Origin of the sequence: Polynucleobacter sp. 30F-ANTBAC (assembly GCF_018882385.1) — a bacterium.
Taxonomy (GTDB): Bacteria; Pseudomonadota; Gammaproteobacteria; order Burkholderiales; family Burkholderiaceae; genus Polynucleobacter.
This window is the reverse complement of sequence record NZ_JACVON010000002.1, coordinates 616,848-633,787: the sequence shown is the minus strand read 5'-3', so window position 1 is coordinate 633,787 and position 16,940 is coordinate 616,848. Positions and strand designations below refer to the sequence as shown.

At 42.6% G+C, this 16,940-nt stretch carries 14 protein-coding genes and 2 tRNA genes; 5 read left to right on the top strand and 11 right to left on the bottom strand.

Annotation, left to right across the window (positions count from 1 at the left end):
- The first annotated feature begins 70 nt into the window (after positions 1–70).
- The 3 genes from ICN28_RS08700 to ICN28_RS08690 are packed head-to-tail and all read left to right on the top strand — an operon-like array spanning position 71 to position 2,534.
- Positions 71–985 (top strand): alpha/beta hydrolase, encoded by a 915-nt coding sequence (locus tag ICN28_RS08700; protein WP_216287929.1) that lies wholly within the window; start codon positions 71–73, stop codon positions 983–985.
- A 7-nt stretch (positions 986–992) separates the two neighbouring features.
- The gene (locus tag ICN28_RS08695) at positions 993–1,991 is read left to right on the top strand and encodes an ABC transporter substrate-binding protein (protein WP_216287927.1); all 999 of its coding nucleotides are present in this window, start codon (positions 993–995) and stop codon (positions 1,989–1,991) included.
- Positions 1,992–2,534, top strand: a complete 543-nt coding sequence (locus tag ICN28_RS08690) for a histidine phosphatase family protein (RefSeq protein ID WP_216287926.1) — start codon at positions 1,992–1,994, stop codon at positions 2,532–2,534.
- Here the strand turns inward: ICN28_RS08690 and ICN28_RS09685 are convergent.
- Both ICN28_RS09685 and ICN28_RS08680 read right to left on the bottom strand, forming a co-directional pair.
- Complete coding sequence (locus ICN28_RS09685; RefSeq protein ID WP_216287924.1) at positions 2,508–5,486, bottom strand: hypothetical protein; 2,979 nt, start codon at positions 5,484–5,486, stop codon at positions 2,508–2,510. The two genes, ICN28_RS08690 and ICN28_RS09685, sit on opposite strands and share 27 nt — an antisense overlap.
- A gap of 118 nt (positions 5,487–5,604) precedes the next feature.
- Positions 5,605–5,681: transfer RNA gene (locus tag ICN28_RS08680), tRNA-Arg, on the bottom strand.
- Positions 5,682–5,768: 87 nt separating this feature from the next.
- On the opposite strand from ICN28_RS08680, the gene arsC reads away from it, so the two are divergent.
- Positions 5,769–6,128: an arsenate reductase (glutaredoxin) gene (arsC, locus tag ICN28_RS08675; RefSeq protein WP_216287914.1), complete on the top strand. Its 360-nt coding sequence runs from the start codon at positions 5,769–5,771 to the stop codon at positions 6,126–6,128.
- A 31-nt stretch (positions 6,129–6,159) separates the two neighbouring features.
- Here the strand turns inward: arsC and ICN28_RS08670 are convergent, their stop codons facing one another.
- The 6 genes from ICN28_RS08670 to ICN28_RS08645 form a co-directional block, all read right to left on the bottom strand.
- A complete protein-coding gene (locus tag ICN28_RS08670; protein ID WP_216287912.1) occupies positions 6,160–6,645 on the bottom strand; it encodes a BLUF domain-containing protein in 486 nt (161 codons plus the stop codon).
- Positions 6,646–6,886: 241 nt separating this feature from the next.
- Positions 6,887–6,963, bottom strand: a tRNA-Pro gene (locus tag ICN28_RS08665).
- A gap of 51 nt (positions 6,964–7,014) precedes the next feature.
- Positions 7,015–8,361, bottom strand: coding sequence for a phosphoglucosamine mutase (glmM, locus tag ICN28_RS08660; protein WP_216287910.1), 1,347 nt, complete (start codon positions 8,359–8,361; stop codon positions 7,015–7,017).
- A gap of 9 nt (positions 8,362–8,370) precedes the next feature.
- The gene (gene folP / locus ICN28_RS08655) at positions 8,371–9,231 is read right to left on the bottom strand and encodes a dihydropteroate synthase (protein ID WP_216287908.1); all 861 of its coding nucleotides are present in this window, start codon (positions 9,229–9,231) and stop codon (positions 8,371–8,373) included.
- The gene (gene ftsH / locus ICN28_RS08650; RefSeq protein WP_216287907.1) at positions 9,231–11,114 is read right to left on the bottom strand and encodes an ATP-dependent zinc metalloprotease FtsH; all 1,884 of its coding nucleotides are present in this window, start codon (positions 11,112–11,114) and stop codon (positions 9,231–9,233) included. The genes folP and ftsH overlap by 1 nt, the downstream gene beginning before the upstream one ends.
- Before the next feature lie 124 nt (positions 11,115–11,238).
- Positions 11,239–11,910 (bottom strand): RlmE family RNA methyltransferase, encoded by a 672-nt coding sequence (locus tag ICN28_RS08645; protein WP_216287906.1) that lies wholly within the window; start codon positions 11,908–11,910, stop codon positions 11,239–11,241.
- 193 nt (positions 11,911–12,103) lie between these two features.
- Here ICN28_RS08645 and ICN28_RS08640 point away from each other — a divergent pair, with 193 nt between their 5' ends.
- Positions 12,104–12,580, top strand: a complete 477-nt coding sequence (locus ICN28_RS08640; RefSeq protein ID WP_216287905.1) for a YhbY family RNA-binding protein — start codon at positions 12,104–12,106, stop codon at positions 12,578–12,580.
- 16 nt (positions 12,581–12,596) lie between these two features.
- Here the strand turns inward: ICN28_RS08640 and ICN28_RS08635 are convergent, their stop codons facing one another.
- The 3 genes from ICN28_RS08635 to carB all read right to left on the bottom strand — a co-directional run bounded on the left by ICN28_RS08635 (position 12,597) and on the right by carB (position 16,932).
- A complete protein-coding gene (locus ICN28_RS08635) occupies positions 12,597–13,085 on the bottom strand; it encodes a DUF4149 domain-containing protein (protein WP_216287898.1) in 489 nt (162 codons plus the stop codon).
- A gap of 10 nt (positions 13,086–13,095) precedes the next feature.
- On the bottom strand, positions 13,096–13,572 hold the full coding sequence (gene greA, locus ICN28_RS08630) for a transcription elongation factor GreA (RefSeq protein WP_216287897.1): 477 nt from the start codon (positions 13,570–13,572) through the stop codon (positions 13,096–13,098).
- A gap of 114 nt (positions 13,573–13,686) precedes the next feature.
- On the bottom strand, positions 13,687–16,932 hold the full coding sequence (gene carB, locus ICN28_RS08625; protein WP_216287895.1) for a carbamoyl-phosphate synthase large subunit: 3,246 nt from the start codon (positions 16,930–16,932) through the stop codon (positions 13,687–13,689).
- Positions 16,933–16,940: the final 8 nt, after the last annotated feature.

The following is a 16,940-nucleotide window of genomic DNA, read 5'->3' as shown; positions in this document are numbered from 1 at the left end:
TAAGCAAGAATTTGCAAGTTTCAGAAAGGTAATCGTGTAAAGATTAAGAATTAAATAGTAAATGATAGATATGCATTGGGAAAAACTAGAATTAGCAGTTGCCAGAGTAAATAAAAAACTTGCGCCCACCCCAATTAAGAGATTATTTACTTATACGGATAGCATTAAAAAAAAGTCCACTCCAATCAATTACTTTGAGTGGGGAAACAGTAAAAATGAAACCATCATTTGCATGGGTGGAGTCGCCAACTCTGCAATGCGTTTTGCATTTTTAGCCCAAGAATTACAACAGAACTATCATGTAATAGCCATGGATTGGGCAGGTAGAGGCGATTCAGGTTGGCTCGAGGAACTTGAAGATTACACACCTGATCAAGCAATTAGCCAACTTAGCCAACTCATGAAGCACCTAAATAAAAAAAGTGCGCATTTAATAGGCTCATCCCTTGGCGGAACAATTGCATTATCGTTCGCAAGCCAAAATCCAAAAAAAGTCAAAACTATTGTGCTAAATGATATTGGCCCTGAAATGTCTCCATCGAGAAGAAAGCGAAGAAGTACTGTGCTTGCCAAGCACTATGTTTTTAGAGAATTCTCAGACCTTGAACGAAAAGTCGGCGCATCTCAAAAAAACGATGGCATAGAAGATAAAGATATTCTTTTGTTTAATGCTTATCACCTAACAAAATGGTCAGAGAATGAAATAGGTAGAATTTATAAACATGATCCAAGAGCAATGCTTGCATATAAAAAATATGCGAGCAAAAAATTAGAGCAATGGGCAGAATGGAATAGTTTATATCACCCAATCCTGCTCATAAGAGGCGCACTCAGCGATGCTTTAACGAATAGCACTGTTAAAAAAATGTTAACAAGTAAAAGTATTAGCTTGTTTAAGGTAATGAATGCTGGTCACACACCATCATTAACCACTAACGATCAAATTAATGCCATTACTAAATTTTATCTCCAACAAAAAATATGAGGGGCATATGATTTCAAGACGCAACTTTATTCTATTCACCACATTAGCAGGTATTACCAATGCAGTATCAGCGGCTCAGAAAAATAAAAAAATTCTGATCATCACCTACAGAGGAGATACTCAAGTTGAACAAGGTTTTAAAGATTATTTTGAAAAAAATAAACTGCCTGTTCAGTTTGAAACCAGAGATCTAGGAAGAGACGTCAATAAAATGGCGGACATAATATCTGAGATCAAACAAATCAAGCCAGATCTTATTCTCGCTTGGGGGACCAGCACAACAATTGCTCTTGTCGGAACATTTAACAATATAACTTCGACTCATATTAATGATATTCCAGTAGTTTTTGCTTTAGTTTCATCTCCAGTTGAATCCAAGATAGTCTCCAATACATCGAATCATGGAAGAAAAAATTTAACCGGTGTTTCCCACATGGCGTCACTTAGATCCCAAATATCCGCTATAAAAGCATATAAAGATTTTAAAAAATTAGGGTTCCTTTACACAAGCACAGAGCAAAACTCAATCAGCACGCTAAATGAATTAAAAACTTTAGCTAAAGAATTTAAATTTCAACTAATTGACTATAGTTTCAATCTTGATAACGGCAAACCAACAAGCGACGGTTATGAGCAGCTAATTCTAAAGATGAAATTGAATGGTGCAGAGTGGCTTTACCTCCCACCAGACTCATTTTTGGGAACTCAGGCAAAAGAAAAGATTATTCCATTTGCTCATCAAGAAAAGATAGCCACATTTGCTTCAACCGAGCAACTAATGGATGCAGGGGCTTTGACTGGATTATTTAGCAAATACTATAACGTCGGCGACTACGCAGGCTTCAAAGCTGGGAAAATACTATATGAAAATATCAGAGCGAGTGACATTAACATCGACACACTGAGCAAATTCTCTTACAACGTTAATATGGATACTGCAAAATCATTAAACAGAATTCCACCCTTAAGTCTTTTCAACTTTATCACCATACATTCAAGTAGTTAAATGAGTCATTTTTATTTCATAAGACACGCGCCGACAATTAACAACATAAAAAACATTCGTTGTGGTGGTGATGTTGATTTACCGTTAATTGAAGATTTTCAAAAATATATCGAAGATTCTCTTTATGAAATTAAAAAGGCCTCAATCTCAAAAATTTATACCAGTCCTCTAATTAGAACAACGTCTACTGCAGAATTTATTGCTCAACAACTAAATACAAATCCAATTATTAGTACTGATGACCGAATAAAAGAAAGGTCACTGGGTAAATTAAATTTTTTAGATATAAATGCTACGCAAGAAATCCTTAGAAATCCGCCAACCGAATATGAAGTTGAAGATAATTTCACTTTTCAGGAAAGAGTTATAGATTTCATCAATCAAATTAAAGAGATTGAATGCCATAATTTAAATACAACTCTAATAGTTAGCAGCAAAGGCATAGCCCGCGTTCTCACCGAACACTTTGATTTCGAGAAAGTAAACGGTGGAAGCGATATCTACGCAAACTGTCAATTAATTAAATTTTTTATCAACCAATAACTTTTCAAATTCCGGATTACTTAATTTTGTTTCAACATCTTGCAATGTCTTTTCAAGAGCATTTGTAAAGGCCCCATAGTAGTGTAGTGAATAAAAGTAGTATCTGGCCACACTGGCTTCAAGCATTCTTTCCCATGACGGTGAAACCTCCTGCATTGCAATCATTCTGCCAGGGAGGAAATTATCAAAAATAATATTTTGCTCATTTCCATTGGCTAATACTGTATTTTTTGTAGTAATTGCCAACTTAAGTCGCTCTAAATCATCTGGATGATGTATCACTATGCTGTAAGAATTTTGCTGACCATTAACCGGCTGATTGGCTTCCCATACAAGACTTTTCCATTGCTCCCGATTAACACAGTCGACTAACTTGACTTCGGCTTTGGGCTCTTGAGCCCAAGCACCTGGATCTTTTGAATCTCTTGCATATTTAAACGTTAAAACTAAAGCTTTATTACTATTTTTTGAAAAGAAACTTTCATGTGACTTTCCATCACCATACCTTTTTAGGATATCTCCAATTGAAATTGAGCTGTATGAATTTGATTTCGAGCTCTCAAAAAACATTAATTTATCGATATTTACATTCTGATGCGCATTTAATCTTTCGAGCATCCTAGACATCATTCCAGTTACAAATATGAACTCACCAGGAACTTTTGTTCCTTGTAATTGACTGAAAGGATATTGCTTTGTTAACGATGGATTATTCTTAATTGCAATATTGACCAAATTTCTATACTTAACTAAACGTTGATTTGCCCTAATATATTGACTATCTATTAGATCCTCCGCCCTAATTCGATATGATTCCCTAAACAATTGCGTTCCAAACTGATCAAAACGATTGTCATCTTTGGGATACTGAGCTTTTGTGGCTCGATATTCTTCCGTTAAAACAGTTGGCGTTAGCACAATGATTACTTCTGTTTTATCTTCAGCATCACTCTTATAACCAAATAAATTGCCAAGCAAAGGAATATCACCCAACAGAGGAACTTTACTTTCGCCTTTGATTGATGTTTTATTAACAAGTCCGCCAATAATTAATGGATTATTGTTATATATTCGAGCGTATGTTTGAATCTTTCGAGTGCTTATCGTAGGCGCTGATGCTAATGTTGCGCCATTTGTATCAGTGATTCTTAAATCAGCACCTGGCACCCTATCAGATACAGTTGCATCAATAATCATGCTTACTTCTTTTTGATCATCCGAAATTTTTGGCCTGATATTTAAAAGAATACCGGTTGGTTGATAACTAAAACTAAAGGCCACACGTGATGCACCACCAGATGAGGGCGCATCAATACTGGTTGCAATAGGAATATCAGTTCCAACGCGAATAACAGCCTGCCTATTATCTAAAGTTAATATACTTGGTCGGGACAAGACCTCTGCTTTATCTTCATCAATTAGTGCATTTATTTTTGCCATAAATTGCTGAGTGGCAGTTGCCGTACTATCAAAAATAAATTGCCCTGCAGGCGTATTTACCCCGGCACTAAGTTGATTGAGCGTCCCCAATGTAAATTTACTTTTTCCAGATTGGTTGCCCCACTGAACACCTAACTCTGATATAGCCTTTTTGCTAATTTCCAGAATCAGTCCTTCAACGTAAACTTGTTTCACCGGCTTATCAATTACTTGATCTAGCACCTTTTTAACCTCTGAATACTGGAAAATATTACTTGGGTGATGCATGATCATGATTTGTGTACCACTGCCACCGGATACTGGACTTGCTAATTGATTGGCATTGTTAGGTATTGCCCCTCCCTTATTACCCTGTTGCTCTGCTCCAGATCCAGAACCAGAACCAAAACCACCCCCACCAAAACCACCATCTGATCCTTGGCTTGGAAGCGGCGCTCCAACCAACCCCATACTATGGTTATCAGGTGGCGGAACTTTCACGATCAAAGGTAATTTGTCATAGGCAATAGATGATGGTAAATTTTTTACAGCACTTTTCTTTGTTTTTGATGCTCCACCCCCACCACCCCCAAAGCCCCCAAAGCCACCAAAGCCACCTGAGCCACCTTCCTCTTCATCCGAACCCTCCTCAGAAGATTTTTTTGAGTCTGATTGGCTTTCTACAACCGTTTCAATAATGGCAGCTGTTCCAGGAGTTTGTAGCTTCTCCACATCAGCCTTAAATGAATCATCAACTGCAAGCTTATCAGTGTCAGTAATAACGGAATACCCCATAGATCTTAGCAAGAACAGGGCAGAGTCAGCATCCGTATATGACAAATTAATAATCTTTGGAACCAATTCACTTAATCCAATATTTTTCTTCATCTTTTTAGTTTCAGAAAAAACTGAATTAATTATTGGATCTAAAATGGCTGCATTTGAATCAGGATTAACTTTAATAGTTTGATTATTTTTCTCAACGCCATGAATCCATAGAAGGGGCAATCTCCTCTCTCTTGGTAAATATCCAAAATAAATTTCACTGTAACCATTTTTTGTTAGTTTTTTAGCGCTAGCAAGTAACAGTAAATTTTGGTGAGGCAACTTCATATTATTTAAGGATAGTGGTGACTTTTTGTACCCCTTTTTTAGTTCCAGCTCTGAGATCACATCATCAATAAAATCAGAAATTTCATTTTCTTTATATTTGGGTAGCTGTAAATATCTACCTGCAGATTCGATACTATTTTTTTGATCAAATCCGCTTGTAATATCTTCTTCTAAATTTGCCTTAATACTTACAATCTTTTCAGGCAGTTCTTTTTCTGTGGCAATTACTTTCACACTCTCATCAGTTGGAGAAGTTTTAAGTTCTTTATCAACTAAGACAACGTTTGCAAAAGAAGAACCTATTAATGAAGAAGTTAGGCAGACTGCGATAGTTTTTTTTAAGATCATTTTTAAACCCATTTTTACTTGCTTACATTCTGCTTTAGCATTGGTCAACTTTCTTGCAAAAGCTTTCGACACTTGATTACGCAGGGGTTATTAATATTGCAACAAAAAATGTCGGCAAATAGTCAGCGCATGGGGGATGCTTATGGAAAAAATTCGCTGAGTAATATCTCTGAAGAAATGAGAAATTGGGTGGCCTGCCCAGCACGATTCGAACGTGCGACCTACGCCTTAGAAGGGCGGTGCTCTATCCAGCTGAGCTATGGGCAGTCTTTATATTGAAGCTGAGATTATAGCGGAGGTCTTGATTTTGTCGGCGGAATCACATTTGCTATGTATTTTCTCTAAAATAGCCCCATGACTAAGATAACGATTTACCACCATACCAAGTGCAAGACCTCTCGCGATGTCTTGGATCTCATTCGCCAATCGGGGGTTGAACCCGAAGTGATTCAATACGTTTTAACCCCTCCTTCAGAAAAAGAGCTGCGCTCTTTAATCAAGTTAACGGGCGGCTCAGTTCGAGATGTTTTGCGCCAAAAAGGCACACCCTATGAGGAGTTGGATCTAGGGAATACCCAATGGTCGGATGATGAATTAATTGGTTTTATATTGGAACACCCGATTCTATTGAACCGCCCTATTGTGAGCAACGGTCAACAAGCAAAGCTATGTCGCCCGATCGAATCTATTCTTGATTTACTACCTCAGAGTTAAGCGCCCTTCAATCGTCAAGCGCTTTTCTCTTTTATGAGTGCTTGGGTGGCAAACCATCTTGTTGGGTTGATTGATTCGCCAGTGATCTCATCAAAGCAAGAATCTCCCCTGGCAAAGCTGGAACCCCATCTTTAAGACTCATTCTGAGCTCAGGCACAAATTTGCTAATTTCTTCTGAGCCATAGAACTTCATGGACCAGTTACTGAAGCGCCTCTTCGGTAATTTATCAATATCTAAAACTTGAATATCTTTATGTCTTGGGTCTGCATTAATGGATGCCCAAATAGGCTGAATGGCGCCCGGAAGACCCTCTAAGATTTGACCGTACACACCGTTATCGTAAAACAACACGCCCGTCACACTGGATCGCTTATTGCGATGGACCGCACTCTCTAGAAGATTCATTAGCGCCAAGATCCCCACGTCCTTACTGGATTTACTGATATAGCTAAGCTCAATCAAGTGCTCTGGATCAAAGCTGGAAAAATTAATTTGAGAATCTTCTAAAAACGACATAAAGAATTAATTTATTAAATATATAAAAATATTAATTATTTTAATAAATTAATTAGACAAAATCATTGGGATTAGCCCTATGTCCAATGCAAATATTAGACAAATTTGATGTGCATCAACATTGATTTATTGTGTGTTAAGTCAATGACTTATCTCAGAAATAGTCCAGTTAACACCTTGCTTGCAAGGTATGCCTGAATTCTATGTATTTGGAGAAAGTTCACTTAAGCAGAAAGCTAAGTGGTCGGAGTACAAGGATTCGAACCTTGGACCCCCTGGTCCCAAACCAGGTGCGCTACCGGACTGCGCCACACTCCGACTAAGACCGAAATTATAACCTACCAGTCCTTGTTTTAGCAAATTGAGAACTTATACCGGAATTACAGAGCCAATTTTTTGTGCCAAATCATGGGCTTGTTGGGCATTTTGCGCCTCAACCATAACCCTCAATAAGGGCTCAGTACCGGATGCTCGAATTAAAACTCGACCGGTGCCATTCAGTTCTTTTTCAGCTGCAGTAACCGCATCCTTGAGCTTCGTATCGGATTGCCAGTCATAACCTGCTTTGTAGCGAACATTGTTAAGCGTTTGCGGAAATAGCGTGACCTTTTGCAATAGCTCAGCCAAACTTTGATGACTTTGCTTCATAGCCGATAGCACTTGCAAAGCTGCCACAATGCCATCACCCGTAGTGTGCTTATCCAAACAGATTAAATGTCCTGATCCCTCACCACCCAATAGCCAACCTTTTTCTTTGAGTTGCTCTAAGACATAACGATCGCCGACTTTAGCGCGCACAAACTGAATGCCTTCAGCCTGAATCGCTTGCTCTACAGCTAAATTAGTCATGAGTGTACCCACCACGCCTTCCACTGTTTCTCCAGCCTCTTTTCTGGCTTTAGCAATCAAATAAAGAAGTTCATCACCATTGAATAAGCGGCCAGTGTGATCAACTAACTGAAGGCGATCAGCATCACCATCCAAAGCAATACCCAAATGCGCTTTTTCTTCTTTGACTTTTTCAATGAGTGCCTTAGGTGCAGTCGCACCTACGCCATCATTGATATTTTTGCCGTTGGGATGGATGCCGATCGACACCACTTCAGCACCCAACTCATGAAACACATGCGGAGCGATGTGATAAGCCGCACCATGAGCACAGTCCACTACCAGCTTTAAACCATTCAAGCTTAGTTGAGTTGGAAAAGTGCTTTTACAGAATTCAATATAACGACCCGTTGCATCGTCCAAACGCTTCGCTTTACCTAAGTGCGCCGAATCAACACAGTTCATTGGTTCGTTCAAAGCCGCTTCAATCTCTAACTCAACCGCATCATCCAGCTTGTCGCCATTTGCAGAAAAGAATTTAATGCCGTTATCTTGGTACGGATTGTGAGAGGCTGAAATAACCACACCAGCTGATAAACGAAGTGTTCTAGTGAGATACGCCACTGCAGGAGTCGGCATCGGTCCGCACAACATCACGTCAACACCCGCTGCGGAGAAGCCTGCCTCCAAGGCAGCTTCCAATAAATAACCTGAAACTCGAGTATCTTTACCAATTAATACAATTGGCTTGCCGTGAGCATGGGTCTCAGAATGGTTGGCCAACACCCGTCCAGCGGCATAGCCCAAACGCATTACGAAGTCAGGGATGATCGGAAACTTTCCAACTTCCCCACGGATTCCATCTGTACCAAAATATTGTCGTGTCATTACTGTATTTTATAAGTATTCTTGGGCAGCGGACCAAATTTTGACGGCATCCATAGTTTCTGCCACGTCGTGAACACGAACGATCTTGGCGCCTCGTTCTATAGCCATCAAAGCCGCGCTAACGCTCGCCGTCACACGATGCTTCATGTCTCGACCGGTGATTTGCCCCAAACTGCTTTTTCTAGAGATCCCCGCCACTACCGGAAAGTCATGCTGACAGAATTGATGGAAGTGAGCCAACATGGTCATGTTGTGGGCCAAGGTCTTACCAAAGCCAAAACCCGGATCAATCGCAATTCGATCTCGCCTAATACCCTCTTCCTCTAAAGCAACACAACGCTCCATCAAGAAACCATTGACCTCATCCATAACGTTATCGTAATGAGGATCGAATTGCATGGTTTGAGGATCTTTTTGCATGTGCATCAAGATCACACCGCACGAACTGTTAGCAACTGCCTCTATGGCATGAGGCTGCCTTAAAGCCCAAATGTCATTAATGCAATCAATACCTAAGTCGATTGCAGCCTTCATGACTTTAGCTTTGTAGGTGTCTACCGATATAGCAACAGGCGCATCCTTTAGAGCTTCCAGCACGGGCATCACACGATCTAATTCTTCTTGTAGCGACAGAGGCTCCGATCCTGGTCGACTGGATTCGCCACCAATATCCAGCATTTCAGCACCATCACCGATCAGTTGCTCGGCATGCCTTAGGGCTGCATCACGGGTGGCATAGTCACCCCCATCTGAAAATGAATCGGGTGTGACATTAAGGATCCCCATCACCAGCGGTGAGGTTCTCTTAGACCAGTCAAAATGAAAACGCCCGCAGCGCCATGCTACGGGCGTGATATGTTGCTTAGACATTAGGCCGCCGCTGGCGCCCCACCTTCAGCAACCACTGGTGTGCCACCAGATGTGCCGCCGCCAGTCGGGGTGCTAGGTGGATACTTTGGAGGACGTGGCGCTTTACCTGCCATGATGTCACTCACCTGGTCTGCATCTATGGTTTCCCATTCAAGCAATGCTTTAACCATGACTTCCACCTTGTCTTTGTTCTGCTCAAGGATATTTTTTGCCACAGCGTACTGTCTATCCAAGATCGCACGAATCTCAAGATCAACCTTCTGCTGAGTTGCTTCAGAAACCGATTTGGCACTCATAGGACCAAACATGCCTGCTTGCTCTGCATCAACATAAACCATGGTGCCAAGAACCTCGCTCATACCATAGCGCGTCACCATGTCGCGCGCCATTTTGGTAGCACGCTCAAAGTCATTGGAAGCACCGGTACTGCTAGAGTTCAAGAAAATTTCTTCTGCCAAACGTCCACCAAACAAAATAGAAATCTCTTCCAACATTTTGTCTTTGTACATGTTGACACGATCATGTTCTGGCAACTGCCATGTCACACCCAATGCCCAACCGCGCGGCATGATGCTGACCTTGTGAACAGGATCTGCCTTCGGCAACATCTTAGCCACCACAGCATGACCTGACTCGTGATAAGCCGTATTGCGACGCTCTTCTTCACGCATCACAGCAGACTTACGCTCAGGACCCATGAAGATCTTATCTTTCGCATCTTCAAAGTCTTGCATGTCCACTGTACGTTTATTACGACGTGCTGCAAACAAAGCTGACTCATTTACTAAATTCGCTAAATCGGCGCCTGAGAACCCAGGTGTACCGCGCGCCAAAACTGCAGCATCCACATCACTGTTGATAGGTACTTTGCGCATGTGCACTTTAAGGATCTGCTCACGACCACGGATATCCGGAAGCCCCACGTGGACTTGACGATCAAAACGACCTGGGCGGAGTAATGCTTTATCAAGCACATCAGAGCGGTTTGTTGCGGCAATCACAATCACGCCACTGTTGGGCTCAAAGCCGTCCATCTCAACCAACATTTGGTTCAAGGTTTGCTCACGCTCATCGTTACCACCACCGGTGCCTGAGCCACGATGACGACCGACTGCATCAATCTCGTCAATGAAAATGATGCAAGGTGCTTGCTTCTTAGCGTTCTCGAACATATCGCGAACACGAGCAGCACCCACACCAACAAACATCTCAACGAAGTCTGAACCTGAAATAGCAAAGAACGGCACCTTGGCTTCACCTGCAATAGCTTTAGCTAGCAAAGTCTTACCAGTACCTGGAGGGCCCACTAAAAGAACACCCCTTGGAATATGGCCACCTAATTTTTGGAACTTGGTAGGATCTTTTAAGAAATCCACCAATTCGAATACTTCTTCTTTGGCTTCATCACAGCCAGCCACATCGGCAAACGTGATGGCATTGGTGTTCTCATCAATCAAACGGGCTTTTGATTTACCGAATGAGAATGCTCCGCCTTTACCGCCGCCTTGCATCTGGCGCATCATCAAAAACCAGAAACCAATAATGAGTAATGTCGGTCCTAAGTAGTAAAGAGCTGAAACCAATAAGCTTTGCTCTTCATCGGCCTTACCAGTTACTTGAACACCAAACTTCATGAGGTCGCCAACCATCCAAATATCGCCGGGGCTAACAACAGAATATTTCTGGCCATCCATGGGTGTCACTTGAATATTGCGCCCCTGAACATCAACTCGTTTTACTTTGCCATTTTTGGCATCTTCCATAAATTGAGTGTAAGTAATGCTCTCACCAGCGCGTGGCTTATCAAATTGTTTGAAAACAGTGAATAGCACGAGGCCCACGATCAGCCACACACCAATTTTCTGTATCAAATTATTATTCACAAAGCCTCCTTAAGGCAGATAGTTCTGTATGTATATGATTCTACTCTCTCCATTTTTCAAGTGCTTAACTCAAGAAATGGGAGATTTCCATGTATTTATTGTGGTTTTAGCCTTAGGCAAGTATTTACTTAAGATGCTTGCCCAGCAAAAAGGTCTCGGCAGACTTATCGCGAGAGGCCTTCGGTTTTCTAGGAGAAACCACTTTAAAGACTTTCTTAAATGATTCAACGATTTGACTGTAGCCACTACCGTGGAAACACTTGATCAAGAGAGCCCCATTGGGCTTTAAGTGGGCTTGCGAAAACTCCAAGGCTAGATCGGCTAAATGCCCCATACGTGCTGAATCGGCAGTGGACACCCCAGACAAATTAGGGGCCATATCTGAGAGAACCAAGTCCACCTGAGGTCCTTGGGCAGGATCCCCCGGCAAAAGGGCTTCAAAACACCTTAAAACCTCTTCCTCACGGAAATCGCCCTGCAAGTACACCACATCGGCAATCTCATCCATCGGCAGAATATCAATGGCCACAATCGTGCCATGAGGCTTTCCATCGGGAACATTCGGGTTCTTTTTGCCAAATTCCACCAAGCGATTACGCGCATACTGCGACCAGCTCCCAGGCGTGCTCCCTAAATCCACGACCACCATACCAGGGCCGATCAATCGATCTTGCTCGTCAATCTCTTTCAGCTTGTAGGCTGCTCTGGCTCGATAGCCTTCTCTCTGCGCCATTTTGACGTAGGGATCATTGAGATGGTCATTAAGCCAATCTTTATTAAATTTATTCTTTGCCACGCTGATCCGCTTCTCTACTTCCTACTCATCCATAAAACTCAAACTGCTTGCTTGAGTACTTTCAATCTTTTGCCTAAAACCCATTTAATGGCATTTATTGGCTTTAATTCGCTATTTTCCGCTGTTTTTACAGCAGATCCCTAATACCCTGTAGTTTAATGGCTTATCATATGGGACTTCCAAAGAAATACCTATGCCAAAACTAGAATTAACTTCAGCCGAACGCTCGGCCCATCGCTCAGACGCTCATGCGTTAAAACCCATTGTCCTCATTGGTGGAGATGGCTTAACGCCAGCCGTCATGAAAGAGGTGAACAATGGCCTCAATTTTCATGGTTTGATCAAAGTTCGCGTTTTCGGTGACGATCGCGAATCTCGCGTTGCTATTTACGAGCAACTTTGTGACGAACTTAATGCCGCACCGATTCAGCACATTGGCAAACTATTGGTTCTTTACAGACCCAAGATTGAAAAAGAAGTTGAAGATAAACGTCGTAGCAAAAAGAGCGGTCCTAAAGTGGTTATGGTGAAGAAGTTCACTCGCAACCCACAACGTCGACCTAAACCTGTTGCTACAACTGTTTTAGGCAATGAGCGTGTAGCAGCTGGCGGTCAAGTCAAGAGAGCCAAGCCACGCCAATCCAGTGTTAAAAAACGCCAATTAGGTTAAACAACCAACAGGTTAATTACTTCGGCTGATCCAGCAAATCGATTGGTCGCGTGATACGCCATAAAAGTACTAGCCCAATTAAAGATTGGGCTAGATACAAGGCACTTGAAACCCCATGAAGACGCGCAAAGGTTTCTGCCAAAGGTGAAAGCATCACCGGGAAACCGAGACCCAAAGCTTCTTCTCTGAGGCTATTCATCATTGGCTGAAGAACAAAAGCAACAATCACAGAACAAATCAGCATGGCTAAAAGATACCAACGAATATTTTTGTAGCGATTGAGACCACGCTTTACCAATAAATTAGCAAACATGATAAGTGCCACACTGAGCACCATGCTGATCGTGCCCTCAATCCTAAAAAGGGCACCAGCGACCATGCCTGCCACTTGGCGATCTGTGAGTGTTGCAAATAAAGTGGGAGCCACGATGTAACCAATCGTGATCAAGGTTCCCACCCAAAGGGCTAATATAAAAACAAAAAGTCTTTGGGCAGTGATATGCATGGTTAACTAATTAAATGTACTTAACGTTCAAAATTTCTACTTCGCGATTGCCGCCCGGTGAAGCAAAGGTCGCTACATCACCCTCTTCTTTACCAATCAACGCTCTTGCAATCGGTGAACTGATTGAAATCTTGCCAGCATCTAAGTCAGCCTCATCATCTCCCACGATTTGATATTCGGCTTTTTTGCCATTTTCTAAATCTTCAATCTCAACCGTCGCGCCAAAAACAATTCGACCACCCACATCCAAGGTGCTTGGATCAATGATTTGAGCTGCTGCCAATTTACCTTCTAACTCTTGAATACGGCCTTCAATAAAAGCCTGCTTTTCTTTTGCAGCATCATATTCAGCGTTCTCAGACAAGTCGCCTTGAGCGCGCGCTTCAGAAATTGAATTAATCACCGATGGACGTTCAACGTGCTTTAAGTTATGAAGCTCTTGCTTTAATAGCTCAGCGCCATGTCGTGTAATAGGAATAGTGCTCATGAATCAAATCCAAATGCTAGTTAATTAAAAACAAATGACTGGTAGCTTGCTACCAGCCATTTTCGTTACCTTAAGTTTATTACTTAGTTTGTTGCCTGTATCTTAATTGAAATTTCACAAAGAAGCATGCAGCCCTTGTAGGTCATACACTTCTAATTGATCAATCGCTTTGATACCAGCTACAGCAGCTTTAGCACCACTGATCGTCGTGTAGTAAGTCACACGATTGGCTTGAGCTGTGGTTCGAATCGATCTTGAATCAGCGATCGCCGTTCTAGTTTCATCAACAGTTGTAAACACCAAAGCAATTTCACCATTTTTGATCATGTCCACAATGTGAGGACGTCCGTCTTTCACTTTGTTAACACGCTTCACTGGAACGCCTGCTGCTTCAATCGCAGCAGCAGTGCCCTGAGTGGCCACAATAGAGTAACCCATCTCATTGAGCATTTGAGCTACTTCCACAGCCTTGGCTTTATCGCTATCTTTAACTGTCAACAACACAGCGCCTGATTTCGGCAAGGTGATGCTGGCCGCCAATTGTGATTTAAATAAAGCCTCACCGAATGTTTTACCAACACCCATGACTTCACCTGTTGAGCGCATTTCTGGTCCAAGAATTGGATCAACACCTGGGAACTTATTGAATGGGAAAACTGCCTCTTTAACTGAGAAGTAAGGTGGAATTACCTCTTCACCAATACCCTGCTCATCCAAACTTTGACCAGCCATACAGCGGGCGGCAATCTTAGCCAACTGCAATCCTGTTGCTTTTGATACATATGGCACCGTTCTAGATGCGCGTGGATTGACTTCTAAAACATAAACAATGTCTTTGCCATCAACTTGTTGAATCGCAAACTGAACGTTCATTAAACCAATAACATTTAAACCCTTGGCCATCGCTGCCGTTTGACGACGCATTTCATCAACCGTGGCTTTCGATAGAGAGTAAGGCGGCAATGAACAGGCTGAGTCACCTGAGTGAACACCCGCTTGTTCAATGTGCTCCATCACTCCACCAATGAATACACGCTTGCCATCTGAAATACAGTCCACATCACACTCGATCGCATCATTTAAGAAACGATCCAAAAGCACTGGAGAGTCATGAGACACTTTGACAGCCTCGCGCATGTAACGCTCTAAATCACGACCGTCATGAACGATTTCCATGGCGCGACCACCCAATACATACGATGGACGAACAACCAGTGGATAACCAATTTCTTCAGCGAGTTTCAATGCTTCTGGCTCAGTACGCGCCGTTCTATTCGGCGGCTGACGCAAACCTAACTCTTGCAATAACTTTTGAAAGCGCTCACGATCTTCAGCAGCATCAATCATGTCGGGGCTTGTACCAATAATTGGTACGCCATTCGCTTCCAGATCAAGTGCCAGCTTAAGAGGTGTTTGACCACCGTACTGAACGATGACACCCTTTGGCTTTTCAATCGCTACGATCTCTAGAACATCTTCTAGCGTTAGCGGTTCAAAGTACAAGCGATCAGAGGTGTCGTAGTCTGTAGAAACCGTTTCAGGGTTGCAGTTCACCATGATGGTTTCATAACCATCATCACGCATTGCAAGCGCAGCGTGAACGCAGCAATAGTCAAACTCAATACCCTGACCAATACGATTAGGGCCACCGCCCAAAACCATGATCTTTTCTTTATTCGTCGGCTGTGACTCACACTCACCATGCTCGGCTTCGTAGCATGAATACATATAAGCCGTATTGGTGGAGAACTCAGCCGCACAAGTATCTACGCGCTTGTAGACAGGTCTTACCTTCAATGCATGGCGTGCTTCACGAACAGCCTTCGCATCCGTTTTTAGCAACTTGGCTAAACGGCGATCTGAAAAACCTTTTTGCTTCACAAAGCGAAGCTCTTGCGCTGTTAAATCTTTTAACTGACGAGTTTGCAATTTCTTTTCAATTTCAATTAACTCACCAATTTGCGCCAAGAACCAAGGATCTATAGCTGTATGCGCAAAGGCATCTGCCTCACTCATACCTAAACGAAGTGCATCACCCAAGTACCAAATACGATCAGGACCTGGCTCACGAATCTCTTGAATGATTTCATCCATATCCGTTGAGATTTCATCAAGACCATCCACGCCCACCTCTAAACCACGCAAAGCTTTTTGGAATGACTCTTGGAATGTGCGACCAATCGCCATCACCTCACCAACAGATTTCATCTGTGTGGTTAAGCGCTTATCAGCTGCGGGGAACTTCTCAAAAGCAAAACGAGGAATCTTCGTCACAACATAGTCAATCGATGGCTCAAATGACGCCGGTGTTTTGCCACCCGTAATATCGTTTTGTAATTCATCTAATGTAAAACCAACTGCTAACTTAGCTGCAATCTTCGCAATTGGAAAACCTGTTGCTTTGGATGCCAAAGCCGATGAACGTGAAACACGCGGATTCATCTCGATCACAATCATGCGACCATCCACTGGATTGATCGAGAACTGAACGTTAGAGCCGCCGGTGTCCACACCAATTTCACGCAAAACTGCCAAAGAGGCGTTACGCAAAATCTGGTATTCGCGATCGGTAAGTGTTTGAGCAGGCGCTACAGTAATCGAGTCACCTGTATGAACACCCATTGGATCCAAGTTCTCAATAGAACAAACGATGATGCAATTATCTTTGTGGTCGCGCACTACTTCCATCTCGTACTCTTTCCAACCCAAGAGAGACTCTTCAATGAGTAACTCACGTGTTGGCGATAGGTCAAGACCGCGCTTACAAATCTCTTCAAACTCTTCACGGTTATAGGCAATGCCGCCACCTGAACCACCCATTGTGAATGATGGGCGAATAATGACGGGGTAACCTGAGCTACCTGTCTCACTCATGATTTGTTGTTGAACAGCATTGGCTTCTTCTAATGAATGCGCAATACCTGACTTAGCAGAACCCAAACCAATCTTGGTCATGGCTTCTTTGAACTTCTGACGATCTTCTGCTTTATCAATCGCTTCTGGTGAAGCACCAATCAACTCACACTTGTATTTTTCTAAAACGCCATGACGGTGAAGATCTAGGGCACAGTTCAGCGCCGTCTGACCGCCCATAGTTGGCAAGATAGCATCTGGTTTTTCTTTAGCGATGATGCGCTCAACCACTTCCCAAGTAATGGGCTCGATGTAAGTGACATCCGCCATCTCTGGGTCCGTCATGATCGTGGCAGGATTACTGTTCACCAAAATGACACGATAGCCTTCTGATCTCAAAGCTTTACAAGCTTGGGCACCAGAGTAATCGAACTCGCAAGCTTGACCGATAACAATCGGGCCTGCGCCAATAATGAGGATACTTTTTATGTCGGTACGCTTAGGCATTCGTCAAT

Bases quoted from the DNA above. Each gene is read 5' to 3' on its own strand.
- folP (WP_216287908.1), bottom strand. From the start codon at position 9,231: ATGTCTAAGCAACATATCACGCCCGTAGCATGGCGCTGCGGGCGTTTT.
- ICN28_RS08695 (WP_216287927.1), top strand. From the start codon at position 993: ATGATTTCAAGACGCAACTTTATTCTATTCACCACATTAGCAGGTATT.
- ICN28_RS08640 (WP_216287905.1), top strand. From the start codon at position 12,104: ATGCCAAAACTAGAATTAACTTCAGCCGAACGCTCGGCCCATCGCTCA.
- arsC (WP_216287914.1), top strand. From the start codon at position 5,769: ATGACTAAGATAACGATTTACCACCATACCAAGTGCAAGACCTCTCGC.
- glmM (WP_216287910.1), bottom strand. From the start codon at position 8,361: ATGACACGACAATATTTTGGTACAGATGGAATCCGTGGGGAAGTTGGA.
- ICN28_RS08635 (WP_216287898.1), bottom strand. From the start codon at position 13,085: ATGCATATCACTGCCCAAAGACTTTTTGTTTTTATATTAGCCCTTTGG.
- ICN28_RS08700 (WP_216287929.1), top strand. From the start codon at position 71: ATGCATTGGGAAAAACTAGAATTAGCAGTTGCCAGAGTAAATAAAAAA.
- ICN28_RS08690 (WP_216287926.1), top strand. From the start codon at position 1,992: ATGAGTCATTTTTATTTCATAAGACACGCGCCGACAATTAACAACATA.
- greA (WP_216287897.1), bottom strand. From the start codon at position 13,572: ATGAGCACTATTCCTATTACACGACATGGCGCTGAGCTATTAAAGCAA.
- carB (WP_216287895.1), bottom strand. From the start codon at position 16,932: ATGCCTAAGCGTACCGACATAAAAAGTATCCTCATTATTGGCGCAGGC.
- ICN28_RS08670 (WP_216287912.1), bottom strand. From the start codon at position 6,645: ATGTCGTTTTTAGAAGATTCTCAAATTAATTTTTCCAGCTTTGATCCA.